General features: G+C 64.1%; 12 protein-coding genes. 8 read left to right on the plus strand and 4 right to left on the minus strand.

The genetic code is table 11. From position 1 onward, the window contains the following. From FA85_RS20470 to FA85_RS20480, 3 genes are read right to left on the minus strand one after another with little or no spacing between them, the layout of a single operon-like run. On the minus strand, window positions 1-1,446 hold the full coding sequence (locus tag FA85_RS20470) for an efflux transporter outer membrane subunit (protein ID WP_036113310.1): 1,446 nt from the start codon (window positions 1,444-1,446) through the stop codon (window positions 1-3). Continuing rightward, the gene (locus FA85_RS20475) at window positions 1,443-4,532 is read right to left on the minus strand and encodes an efflux RND transporter permease subunit (RefSeq protein ID WP_036113307.1); all 3,090 of its coding nucleotides are present in this window, start codon (window positions 4,530-4,532) and stop codon (window positions 1,443-1,445) included. Before FA85_RS20475 ends, FA85_RS20470 begins: the two co-directional genes overlap by 4 nt. Beyond that, window positions 4,529-5,644: an efflux RND transporter periplasmic adaptor subunit gene (locus FA85_RS20480; RefSeq protein WP_036117628.1), complete on the minus strand. Its 1,116-nt coding sequence runs from the start codon at window positions 5,642-5,644 to the stop codon at window positions 4,529-4,531. Before FA85_RS20480 ends, FA85_RS20475 begins: the two co-directional genes overlap by 4 nt. A gap of 586 nt (window positions 5,645-6,230) precedes the next feature. On the opposite strand from FA85_RS20480, the gene FA85_RS20485 reads away from it, so the two are divergent. Next, window positions 6,231-7,121 (plus strand): alpha/beta fold hydrolase, encoded by an 891-nt coding sequence (locus tag FA85_RS20485; protein ID WP_036113303.1) that lies wholly within the window; start codon window positions 6,231-6,233, stop codon window positions 7,119-7,121. Window positions 7,122-7,210: 89 nt separating this feature from the next. On the opposite strand, the gene FA85_RS22805 is transcribed toward FA85_RS20485, so the two are convergent. Beyond that, the gene (locus tag FA85_RS22805) at window positions 7,211-7,645 is read right to left on the minus strand and encodes a helix-turn-helix domain-containing protein (RefSeq protein ID WP_081907484.1); all 435 of its coding nucleotides are present in this window, start codon (window positions 7,643-7,645) and stop codon (window positions 7,211-7,213) included. Window positions 7,646-7,730: 85 nt separating this feature from the next. Here FA85_RS22805 and FA85_RS22040 point away from each other — a divergent pair, with 85 nt between their 5' ends. From FA85_RS22040 to FA85_RS22045, 7 genes are all read left to right on the plus strand, one after another. Further along, a complete protein-coding gene (locus FA85_RS22040) occupies window positions 7,731-7,901 on the plus strand; it encodes a hypothetical protein (protein ID WP_156108733.1) in 171 nt (56 codons plus the stop codon). Between the two features lie 14 nt (window positions 7,902-7,915). After that, window positions 7,916-8,038, plus strand: coding sequence for a hypothetical protein (locus FA85_RS22595; protein ID WP_255349718.1), 123 nt, complete (start codon window positions 7,916-7,918; stop codon window positions 8,036-8,038). Continuing rightward, complete coding sequence (locus FA85_RS20490; RefSeq protein ID WP_036113300.1) at window positions 8,035-8,541, plus strand: TFIIB-type zinc ribbon-containing protein; 507 nt, start codon at window positions 8,035-8,037, stop codon at window positions 8,539-8,541. The genes FA85_RS22595 and FA85_RS20490 overlap by 4 nt, the downstream gene beginning before the upstream one ends. Before the next feature lie 362 nt (window positions 8,542-8,903). Beyond that, the gene (locus tag FA85_RS21250) at window positions 8,904-9,965 is read left to right on the plus strand and encodes a replication initiation factor domain-containing protein (RefSeq protein WP_051943666.1); all 1,062 of its coding nucleotides are present in this window, start codon (window positions 8,904-8,906) and stop codon (window positions 9,963-9,965) included. Window positions 9,966-10,040: 75 nt separating this feature from the next. Further along, complete coding sequence (locus FA85_RS20500; RefSeq protein WP_036113297.1) at window positions 10,041-10,319, plus strand: hypothetical protein; 279 nt, start codon at window positions 10,041-10,043, stop codon at window positions 10,317-10,319. Window positions 10,320-10,560: 241 nt separating this feature from the next. Further along, window positions 10,561-10,812, plus strand: coding sequence for a hypothetical protein (locus FA85_RS20510; RefSeq protein ID WP_036113293.1), 252 nt, complete (start codon window positions 10,561-10,563; stop codon window positions 10,810-10,812). Window positions 10,813-11,732: 920 nt separating this feature from the next. Next, a complete protein-coding gene (locus FA85_RS22045) occupies window positions 11,733-12,362 on the plus strand; it encodes a hypothetical protein (protein ID WP_156108732.1) in 630 nt (209 codons plus the stop codon). The last annotated feature ends 2 nt before the right edge of the window (window positions 12,363-12,364 follow it).

A 12,364-nucleotide genomic window follows, 5' to 3' on the forward strand; every position in this document is an offset into this window, starting at 1 on the left:
TCAGATATGTGGTTGCTCCTTGCCTGCGGCGCGGACCGGATCTTCGCTGCCGCTGGCGATGGACTGCTTCAGGGCGACGGCATCCTCGAGACGAGCCGCGCGCGCGGTGATCAGTGACAGCTCCGCGTCGCGCCAGGCCTGTTCGGCGGTAAGGAGCGCGATGAGGCTCATGTCGCCGGCGGCGTACTGGGTCTGGGCGATGCGGTAGCTGGCCAGCGCGGTTTCCCTGGCCGCCTGCGCCAGGTCGAAGGCGCGCCTGTCCGCTTCGACGGCATGCAGCGCCTCACCGACGTCGGCGAACGCATTGATGGCCGTGCTGCGGTACAACGCAGCCGCCCGGCGGTTGTTGGCCTCGGCGGAGCGCTGCTGATGCCGGAGCGTGCCACCGTCGAGGATTGGCGCCGCCAGATCGCCGGCCAGATTCCAGAAGGCCGTGCCGGGCCCGAACAGATCGCCGAACCGCGCTGCGGACGAGCCACCGCTGGCGCTAAGGGTCAGAGCGGGCAGGCGGGCGGCGACCGCGACACCCACCTGGGCCGAGGCCGCATGCCATTGCGCCTCGGCTGCCTGAATATCGGGTCGTTGCTCCAGCCATGCCGACGGCACGCTGGTGGGCAGATCCGTCGGCAAGGTGAAATCGCCCAGTGCGAGGGAGCGCTCCCCAGCATCGACCGTGTGGCGACCTTCCAGTGCCGCGTTGCGGTCACGCTGCTTCAGCCACTGTTTCTCGATCGCGGGGCGCTGGGCCTGTGTGGCGGTCAATGTCGCTGACTGGAGCAGTACGTCGCTCTGCGCCGCATCGCCCAGGGCATACCGCTTGCGGGCGATCTCCAGGGACTGTTGCTGGACCCTGACCGACTGATCGATGGCGTCAAGTTGCGCCTGCAGGCTGGCCTCCTCGATAAGACCGACGCACAGGTTGGCGATCAGGGTGAGGCGTGCCGCCTGCCACTGGTAGCGCTGCTCGTCCGCCTGCGCGACCAACGATTCGACGGCGCGCCGGTTCGCGCCGAAGAGATCGGGGGAGTAGCCGATCGACAGCTGCGCCGTGTGCAGGCTGTACACATAGCTCCCGTCGGCGGGCACGCTGGACAGCGCGCCCGATGTCTTCTGCCGGGTGGGGTTCACGCCAGCCGTGACGGCAGGAAAGAATGCGCCCCGCTGCGCGAGCGCCGTCTCCTGCGCCGCCAGCAGAGCTTCTTGCGCCGCCTGGATATCGGGGCTGTCGCGCAGCGCCCGCGCCACGCGCTCGTCCATCGCTGGCGCGCCGAACGATGACCACCAGTGGTCCCGCTCATCGGGCGAGACCGTGGCCGGGACGGTGGGCGACGGAAAGGCCTTCGCCAGGTCCGGTTTGGCGAAGTCGGGGCCGACCGCACAGCCGGCCATCGACACGAGAAGCCCACCCATCAGGAGAGACGCAAACAGGACTTTGCACAGGTTCATACGATGCTCCTTGACCGGGCGGCGCGGCGCTGCGCGCGCTCTTCGATCAGGCAGTAAAGCGAAGGCAGGACGAAAAGGGTCAGCAACGTGGCAATGCCCAGACCACCGACCACGACGGTGGCCAGACCGCGCTGAACATCGGTTCCGATTCCCGTGGCCAACGCGGCCGGGAGCATGCCTGCCGTGGCCACGGTAGCGGTCATCAGCACCGGGCGGAATCGCTGCGTGGCACCCGCCAGCACCGCGGCTTCGATGGATGCACCTTTCTCTCGCACCCGGTTGAAGTTGGAGACCATGATCACGCCGTTCTGAACAGCCACACCGAACAGCGCGATGAAGCCCACGGCGGTCGCGATGTTCAGTGTCTCACCGCGCACGGTGATGGCGATCAGTCCACCCACGGCCGCGAGCGGCACGACGCCAAGCACCAGCGCCGCCTGGCGCAGCCTGCCGAATTCGGAAAAGAGGAAGATCGTCATCACGGCGAGCACCATGACAAGCGCCAACGCCAGCCGCGACTGCGCGCGTCGCTGATTTTCGAACTGGCCACCCCATTGCAGCCGGTACCGGCTCTTGTCGAAAGTCACCTTCGCTGCGATCTGGCGATCCGCGTCGGCGAGGTAATCCGACAGCGCGCGGCCACGGTTGTCGATCCGCACGATCAGGTTCCGCTCGCCCATTTCGTGCGCCACCGTCGCCTCACCGGATTGCTCCCGGATCCGCGTGACCGAGGACAGGGGAATCTGCGCGCCCTCCGCGCTGCGCAAGGTCAGGGCACCCAGCTTGTCCGGGCTGCTGGCGATGTCGCGCGAGACCTTGGCCGTCATGTTGTAAACCCGGTCGTCCACGTACACCTGCGACACGGGGGCGCCGCCCAGGGCCGTCTGGATCAGCGCGTCGACGTCGCTTACGTTGATGCCATAGCGCGCGGCGGCTTCGCGGTCGATCTCGATCGCCACCTGCGGCACCGGCGGCTCCTGGAACACCGAGGCGTCGGCCGTTCCGTCCAGGCCCTTCAGCACGCCGACCACGGCATCGCCGATGCGGCGAAGCTCCCTGAAATCGTCGCCGTAGATGCGCAGCACCAGGGGACTGTGCGCACCGCCTATCTTGTCGTTCTCGCCATCGATGATGGGCTGGCTGATGCCCACGCTGATGCCGGGAATGGCCTGCAGGCGGCGGTTGAGCCTGGTGATGAACTGCGCCTTCGTCTCGCCATGCGGCCAGCTGTCATAGGGTTTGAGGCCAACACCGGACTCGATGTGCGAGGGTGTCCACGGGTCCGTACCGTCGTCGTTGCGACCCAGCTGGGTCACCACATACGACACCTCGGGAAACTCGCGCACCGCGTCGCGATACTGGCTGGCCATGCTGCTGGCCTTCTCCAGGGAAAGGCCCGAGGGCAACTGCACCTGCACCCACAGTCCACCTTCGTCCAGCTCCGGCAGAAACTCCTGGCCGACGCTGGCGCCCAGCGATACGACGCAGACCAGGGCCGCCACAACGATGATCACCGCCACCGATGGCCGGCCAATCAGACGCTTCAGCGCACGTCCATAGGCATCCTGCAGGCGTTCCAGCGGTCGGTTGTGGAAGATTTTCCTCGGCCTGCGGAACGCCATGTAGGCAAGCGAGGGGACGAGCACCAGCGTCGTCACCAGCGCGCCGAGCAGGGCGAAGCCCACGGTGTACGCCATGGGAGCGAACAGCTTGCCTTCGGCATGCTCGAACGCGAGCAGCGGCGCATAGGCCGTGATGATGATGAGCGTGGCAAAGAAGATCGGACGCGCCACCTTGCCCGTCGCATCCAGCACGGTTTCGGGCGTGAGCGTCGCCTCCGGATCGGCCTCGCGGCGACGCAGGATGGTTTCGGTCACCACGATCGCACCGTCGACTATCACGCCGAAATCGATGGCACCCAGGGAAAACAGATTCGCCGGCGTGTGCGTCAGATGCATCAGGATGAACACCACGACCAGCGAAAACGGGATCGTGACGGCGGCGATCAGCGCGCTGCGTGGGCTGCCCAGAAACAGGATCAGCACGATACAGACGAGGCCCACACCCTCGATGACCGTATGCTCGACCTTGTGCACCGTCGCCTGCACGAGATCGTCGCGGTCGATATAGGGAACGATACGGACATCCTCCGCCGCGAGCTTCCGGTTCAGCTCATCGACGGTCGTGTGAATGCCCTGGAGCACGCGCGAGGCGTTCTCGTGCAACAGCATGTCCACGATGCCTTCTATCGCATCGGGATTGCCGTCCTTGCCCAGGATGCCTTCGCGTGTCTGGTGACCGTAGGACAGCTGCCCAAGATCGCGCAGCATAACGGGCACGCCGTTGCTGTGACTGACAACGATGGCACCCATGGCGTCCAGGGTCCGGACCAGACCGATACCACGCACGACGTACGACTGCTCGCCACGCGAGATCCGGCCGCCGCCGGCGTTGGCGTTGTTGGCGCTCATGGCGGCGATGACATCGTTCATGCCCACGCCGTAGCGCTGCAACGCATCGGGGTCGACCGTGAGCTGGTACTCCCTCGTAAAGCCGCCGAAGTTGTTGACGGCGGCCACACCGGGCACCTTCTGCAGCGCCGGGATGACGGTCCAGCGCTGCAGTTCCGATAGCTGCATCAGGTTCTTCGATGGGGATTCGAGCGTGTAACGGTAGATCTCGCCCGCCGGGCCGGTCACGGCATCCAGTCCCGCAGACACGCCGGCCGGCAGTGTCACGTTTTCCAGTTGCTCACGAATGCGTGAACGTACCCAGTAATCCTCGCTGCCCTCGCTGAACGTCATCGTGATCAGGGACAGCCCGAATGAACTGCTCGACCGCATCGAGGCGAGCCCGGGCACACCGGCGAGCGCACGCTCGATCGGCGTCGTGATCTGCTGCTCCACCTCTTCGGCGGCCAGCCCGGGGGCCTGGGTAGTTACCTGGGCGGTGACGTCGCTCAGCTCGGGGTAGGCTTCGATGGCCAGCTGGGTCGAGGCGTAGTAGCCGTAGCCCAGGGTCAGCAGCATCACGGCGAACACCACGCCACGGCGGTGGAAGCAAAAGGCGATCAGGCGCGCGATCATTGCAGCAGCACTCCGCCACGCACGACGACACGATCGCCGGCTTGCAGGCCGTGAACGACTTCCACGGTCGCGCCTTCGTCGCGGCCCGTATCGATGTCGCGACGCTCAAACTGCCAGGGCGCGCGCTCGACGAACACACTGCGCCGGTCGTTATCCATGACCAGAGCCGTCTGCGGTACGAAGAGGCGAGGGCCACCCGGAACCGCGAATGCCGCCGTCCCGAACATGTTTGGCAGCAGGCGGTGCCCGGCGTTGTCCACCCTGAGGTGAACCTTGATGCGTCGCGTGGTGCTGTCGAGCACCGGATCGATGACATCGACCTTGCCCTGCAAGGTCACGCCTGGCAGTGCGGTGAAAGTGAGCGTTGCATTACTCCCGCCGGACACCGATGCGCTGTCCGCCTCCGGCACGTTGGCGGTGACCCACATCCGATCGAGGTCGGTGACCGCCATCAGCACGGTGCTGGTGTCGTTGATCCACGAACCCGCCGCGACACCGAGCGAGGTCACGACGCCATCCATAGGTGCACGAATGTCGAGGACGGACGCGTTTGACGCCGTGCGTGAGGTACCGGTGAGTGCCGCCACCTGGGTATCCGCCCGGGTACGTTCGGCCGACGCCTGCGCATACGCGCTCCTGGCCGCCTCGAGATCCTTCGTGGCTGCGCCACCCGCTTCAGTCACCCGCTGAGCGCGAGTCAGCGCCTGCTTCGCAAGGGCTTCGGCGTCGCGCGCCCGGGCCTGGTCGGACCGGGCCTGCGCGACATCGCCGGAGGTCATCGTCAGCAGGACCTGTCCTTCCCGCACTTTTTCACCCAGGACGACGTCGACCCGGGCGATCCGCCCGGCACCCGGTGCGAGCACCGTCACCGAGCGGGCAGGGTCGATCTCCACCGTCGCGGGCCAGGTGACATGCATGGGCGCAGTGTCGACAGCGACCGGCGCGATACGAAGCTCGCTCCGCAGCGGTGAGCGCGGGCCGACCTCAATGCGGTTGCCATGGACACTGAAAGCCGGCGCGGCATCGGACGCGACATCGGTTGTGGCCCGGTCACAACCGGCCAGCAGGAGCGCAGCCGCCAGAGCGGCAGCGATGAGGGCAGGGTGGTTCATGGCACGACCGGGTACGCGCACGCACCGGCATCCGCGCCGGGCCAGGGTGGCCGGCACGCTATGTTTGATGTTGTACATCGCTCTGCTCCGACAGCGGCCGGGAGCGAGCGGGATCAGCCCAGGCGGATCCGGCCCACGCCTTGCGCGCAGGGGGTTGGATGATGGGTGGCCATCAGCGATACATCGATCGCGATGATCATTCGACTGGGATAACTGTCCATATATTCCGGTTGGAAACCTAAGCCCGTTGGGTGACGGGGGGATGCCAGGCGTGCTCCTCTGTCGTTTCAGACGCACTGATGACGGGCACGATTGATCCGCACTTCAGCAGCAAGTGGCTAAGTGTATGCGTACGGATTTTTCCCGAATCTTTCGGTGTTGAAGAATTTACACTTTCTTTTCGCGATCGCGGCCGGGTGGAACGTTTAGCCATGCAGACCAGCAACGATTCAAGAATCGCGAGGGAACGGCAGGGAATTCATGCGGCCTTCGGGTCGAGCCACGGATAGTCAGCTTCCGCCCATCGGGATGCGCGTCAGTCCACCGCCGCGCGGCGATGGCACTTTCATCCGTCGAGGAACTCCAGATGCCATTGGTCGACACCGCAAAGCTTCGTATTCACTATGCCGAGGGTGGACCTCGGGACGGCCAAACCGTGCTGCTTCTTCACGGCTGGCCGGACGATGCCAGCGCGTGGAGCGGGGTCGTCCCGAATCTGGAAGCGGCAGGTTTGAGGTGGATTGCCCCGGACCTGCGGGGGTTTGGCAAAACGCAGTTTCGCGACGGCGCAACCATTCGCGATGGCTCGGGGGTCGCCATTGCTCAGGACGCGTTCGATCTCATGGACGCCCTGGGTATCGGCGCCTTCCATATTGTCGGCCACGATTGGGGCGGCCGCGCCACCTACCATATGGCGGCGATGGCGCCTGCGCGCCTCTTATCCGCCACCGTCATTGCCATCGGCTATTCACCTCGCGGGCGGTTCACCGTTCCGGCTTACCCACAATGTGCTCGCTGGTGGTATCAGTGGTTCATGACGGCGGAAGCGGGCGCGCAAGCGGTGCGCAACGATCCCATCGGCTTTGCCCGACGGCAATGGGACACGTGGGGGCCGACGGCGTGGATCACCGAAGACGCCTTCGCGGTGGCGGCACAAGCCTTTTCAAATCCGGACTGGGTCGCGATTACTCTTCACGGCTACCAGTCGCGCTGGGAACTCCGTCCAATGGACCCCGACTACGACGCGGCGCGCGCCATGGTCGATGCGACCGAAACGCTCGAGGTGCCGATGCTGTTCTTGCAGGGCGGCGCCGATGAATGCGACCCGCCCGAAGAGTCCGAAGGGCTCGAATCCTACTTCAGTGGCGGCTATCGACGTCAGGTGCTTTCTGGGGTGGGTCATTTCCCTGCGCGTGAAGCCCCCATGGAAGTGGCGCATCTCGTCTGTCAGCACATCCGCGGTCACGCGCACGGTTGATGACTGAGGAATGGAGAGGGTGGTCGCTTACGCGATTCACCCGGGCGCGGAGGACATGGCTGGGAGCCGTTGTGCTGAGTGGTTAATCATCAGCGCGTGAGTTCCCAGCGTAGCGCTGTAATGGTTATCACAACTTCGCATAATGTATATAGGCCAACGTTCTGTAAAACAGGTGTTTCACCGCTAAATGCAGACGCTTTAGGCGTATAGACGGCTAAACCGAATACTAGGAGGATGGCCGCTGCCGATTTCCCGATCTCGTCAGCCCATCGAAGCCACACCTTTGAGTTCGTGGGGTCTACCTTGGCGTCTCGTTCTGCTTGGATGCGCAGTGCCCATACGATTGCCCTTTCGCCGAGAGCGTTAGACATCTTTTCGATGTAGTGCGGCTGGGGATGCCGCGTTCCCTGACGCCAGTTGCTCACCGTCGCTTGTGTTGCACCGAGCAAGCGTGCTAGCGCCGAGTCAGACGTAAGGCCCCGGCGCTCCTTAACCCTGTCCATGAGATCGTGCGTGGCGGACATAAAACACCCTGTGTTGACGTAGGTAACACGGGCAGTGTAACGTGCCGACCCATAACGGGACGTGTTACCCGTTCAGGGGCCAGCCATGATCGACAACTTCGCCCGCGAGTGCATCGTTTCGCTCGCCGAGGACTGTGAAACCGCCCTCCGCATGGAGCTGGTTTCGCTGGACGCGCAGGACTTCGAGTGCGCCTCCATCCATGCCGAAGCCGCCGAGCGCACTGCGCTGGCCGCGTTCCGCATCGCCAAGTCGTGAGGGGAGGGCCCGTCATGCTTGCCTTCGTCCTTTCGGCCGGGATTTTCCTGTTCACCGTCTCATGTGCCCGGGCGTTCGTCGCGTGGCGCGCATACGCCGATCACCGCGCTCAGCTGGTCGCCGAGGGCTGGCTGTGATCGTCGATGGGGACGCATTGCAGGCTCTTTCGACCACTGGCGTCAGGCTGATCGCCGCCGCGGCTGTCACCGCCGTCGTCGTTTCGGTTGCGTGGACGTCGGGCCTCATCTCGATCATCTCTTCGAAGGTCCCGCGCCACGGCTCAGGCGTTGGCACCTATGCGGACTATCTCGATTCGAAGGGTATGGCGGCGTACTGCCAGAAGTGCGGCGCCCAGGTCGAGCCGGACGAGCCGTTTGGCGAAGTCGAGTGCGACGAATGCGGCTACGTCGGCGCTGCCGGTGAGACCGATGACGTCGAGCCTAACGAACCGTGGGACGAGAAACGCCAGCGTGAGTGGGACACTGAAAACTTCTTCGACAAGCTGGAGAAGAAGCACCGTCATATCGAATGCACGGACTGCGGCGCGGATATCGAGCGCGAGCAGTTTGAGTGGAGTGACACGGAGTGCCCCGCTTGCGGGCATCGCGGCATGCCGTACGAAACCGGCGACGAGGCCTGATATGCGCTTACGCGGACTTCCAGAGGCTTTCGAGCCTAACCGGCACCACTACTACACGTCTCGACCGGTCGTTATTCCCGGGCCGGTCGAGTCCATCACGAAGCATGGTTTGCTACCGGGTGGCATGTCATCCGTGCCTGTCGATCCTCACTCGACGTACCCCGGCCTCTCGTCGTACGACCGTCGCCGTGTTCGTGAGGCGCGTATAGCGCTGTGGGGCAGGGGGCCCTACGCCCACCTCGTCCCTCGCGAGCGTGAGTTGCTGGAGGCTGGCCTGTGAACGCTCGCGGTGTGGTCAAGGTCTGCGTGTTTTTCACGTACGTCGTCGGTGGCGTGCTGCTCGTGCTTTTCGGGGACCACCTGTGATCCGGCGCGAAGCGCCGGTGATCCCGTCGGCTAACAGGGGATCAAAGTACCTGAACGCGAAGAAGGCGCTCCCTACGAAGCGTTCGCAGGTAGCTGCCAATATCGACTTCCTTCGTTTCAGCGCAGGCGCCGGTTACGTCTTCGGGTCAGAGACCGAAGGCGATGCGATGATCTGGTCCGCCGAGCGGTTCGTTCGTACCTTGGCACCGAAGTCCGGTATCCACGTTGAGCCCGCCATGAAGGGCGGCCGTCGCGGCTACGCGCATCACGTGGTTCTTCTCACGCCTGACGGCAGTGCTTGCGGCGACGTCTGTTGGGGTGGCGAAAATCAGCGCGGAACGGTGTCCGTGGAGATGACGGGCGCAGCATGCGCCCTCGTTGAAGCGGGCTTTGACCACGACGTGGCGTGGTCACAAGTCCGTGAAATGCTCGACACCATCGCCGCCAAGATCACGCGGGTCGATGTCGCTCACGATGATTACAAGGGTGAGCGTGGTCTCGAGCTTGCCAAGGAGTTGTACGACCTGGGCGAATTCGTGACGGGCGGTCGCCCTCCTGCGTCCAATGTACAGGGCTGGAACGACGGTAGTGGCATGACGATGTACATCGGCAAGCCCACCGGTCGCAGCCAATTGGTGGTGTACGAGAAGGGTAGGGAGCAGGGCTACCGCGACGGTGAGGAATACGCTGAGTGGGTCCGCTGGGAAGGTCGTTTCTATCACCGCAAGGGCTATGAAATTCCGCTCGACGTGTTGGTCGAACCCGCTCTGTTTCTGGTCGGCCGCTACCCGGCGCTCTCGTGGGTCAGCGCTGTGATGTGCCGCATCAAGTCCAGCGTTGTCCGCGCCAAGGCGAACCTTCAAAACGCGATGCGGCATTGCAAGCGCCAGTACGGCGGCTTGCTGAACTACCTCGCCTGCATCGCGGACGACACCACGGATCTCGGCGACCTCGTTTCCTCGTTCCTCACCCGCGACGCCACTCCCAAGTGGGTCGGCGAAAACCCATTCGGTCGAGCCGTCGCGCTCGACGCGCATCCGTTCGCAGCACCGTTTTAGCCCGGTCTCGGACCGGAAAACCGGCCACTTCCGGCCAAGTCAAGTAGACGTCCAAACGTCGTAGGAGAGTCAGTTATGTCCAAGCGTATCGTTCGTTTCACCGCCGAGATCAAGCTCGTCCCGAATAAGAAACAGCAGGGCAAAAATCACGGTTTCCAGAGCGCCCGGCTCGTTGACGCCGACGGCGGTTACGAGAAGTTTGAGGTGTATTTCGACCCGTCGAAGGCCTCGTTCGCTCGCGAGCCGGGTGACTACACCATCGAGGCGAGCGAGCCGAAGATCGTCGATGGTCGCCTCGTGATCTTTCCCGATTTCGTCCCGGCTAAGCCGGTTGCACGTTCGCAGGCTGCGTGATGGACGTGGGCGCAGGGATGTACCTGACCTGCGTCCAGTTCGACGCAGCGACCTCCACATGCACGCAGACCGCGTGGATGCCTCCGCCGACGTTAATCCCGCCGATGTCGTCGGAAGCGGGACAGACCCTTGGTATCGCGATCTTTTCAGGTCTCGTTGCCATCGCTGTCTCTAAGTTGCCCAGGCGCGGAATGTGATCGATCAGGGGACGCCATTCCGGCGCCCATTTCAGGAGAAAACCATGCTCAAGCTCGTCAAGACCACGAAGAATCGTCTCGCCAAGAACCCCCGCGTTCGCATGCTCGCTGCCACCGCGTTCCTGATGGTCGCATCGGTGGGTAGCGCGTATGCCGCCGACGGCGACGCGTACGATCCCACCGCCGATGTCGCCAAGATCGCTGCTGCGGTTGTGGTCGCGGTCACCATCTCGGTCGCGTTCACGTCCGGCTACATCGGCATCAAGTCGTCGAAGCTGCCGCGCCGGGGCGCGTGATCCATGCGGGCCATTCTTGCCTTCCTGCGCGCGGTGGCCCGCCTTTCAGTCAGGAGGGCGGCGTCGGCACGCGGGTGTCCAGCTTGCTGGACCCCGTCGCCGCCGCCCCTTCCTCCCTCTCAAACGAGGTGCTCCCGTATGACGGGATACATTATTTTGGCCGCGTGGATTATGTTCGGCGCAGCGGTTACGCGCTGACGATTGCGGGGTGTTTGTTAGCGCTGTTCTCTGCGTCTGTATCCGCAGACGATTGGTCGCCGACGTGTCCTAGTTTGCAGAGTTACCAGTCGGCGTGCGCGTCTAACGCAGCGGAAATGAACGGTAACAGTGCCTACCGTAACGTGCAGTGCGTCACGAGGCGGATTAACTCGACGTCCGTCGAAGTGGATCTTAAGTATCAGCAGAAAGACAACAACGATGCTTGGGTCGACGCGTCGTATGTGGTAGGTCGCGTTAGTTGCCCAGTGGTTCCGCCCGCCAATCAGTGCGCGTCGCACGCGTCGCCTAGCGGTAGCGTCTGGGATTCCGGCTATTCGCAGGGTTCGACGGTATGCGCCGACTCTTGCGAGTTCGTTTTCACCCAGCAGCCCGGCACTATTACGGTCAGTGTTCCCGGAAGCGGCATCGGTCGCTCGCTCGGCACGTTTTCGCCTACCGGAAATAGCTGTTCTAGCGACAGTACGCCCCCGCCTCCGGCGTCTTCTCCGCCTCAGGTGTGCAGCGGCGGTTCCTGTTACGACCCCAATTCGAATCAGTTCTGCTCGGTCAGCAGTTCGGGCGCGCAAACGTGCGTGAGCGGCCCGACCGATCCGGGTGGTGGTGCACCCCCTCAGCAGCCGTCCGGCTGCGCTGTCAACGGTTCTGCGGCTTCCTGCGCAGGCGACGCCGGCCAGCCGCCGCCTACGCCGCCTAACCCTCCTGTGTCCGACCCTCAGCAGCAGCAGACGGGTAGCGGCTCCTTTTCCGGCTCCGGTGTTGGCGGTGGCATCACGATCACGACCGGGACGTATCAGGGAACCACGACGGGGACAGGCGGCAACGGCGGTTCAACCACGCCCGGTGGTGGAACGACTACGCCGGGTAACGGGACCGGTGGCGGTGACGGCGACGGTGACGGTGATGGTGATTGCACGGCGGGCAAGCTGTGCGACGACGCATATACGGAAGCTGCGTGCGGCGCGAGTCCTGCTACCGCTGGCGACCCGTTGCTTGCCACGATGGCGGTAGAGGCTCAGCGTCAGCGGTGCCAGTCGCTTGGAATTCAGGCAGAGATCCAAGGGGGCAATAAGGACAGCGGGAAGGAGGGCGGCGACCCGGATGTGTCGAGTTTGATCGACAACGGCGACGATGATGCTCCCGTGCAGCTTAACGATGCGGGCTGGCTGGGTGGGCGCGGTTCGTGCCCTGTAAAGCCCGTCATGTTTCTCGATCACGATCTTATGGGTGGCCCGGGCATTTGCGACACGGCAGCATTGCTGGCCGCGTGGGCATTGGTCGCGGCATACATCGTTGCCGCTGTGATCATCGGCAAATCGGTTAAGGGGAGCTGACG

Origin of the sequence: Luteibacter mycovicinus, from assembly GCF_000745235.1 — a bacterium.
GTDB lineage: Bacteria > Pseudomonadota > Gammaproteobacteria > Xanthomonadales > Rhodanobacteraceae > Luteibacter > Luteibacter mycovicinus.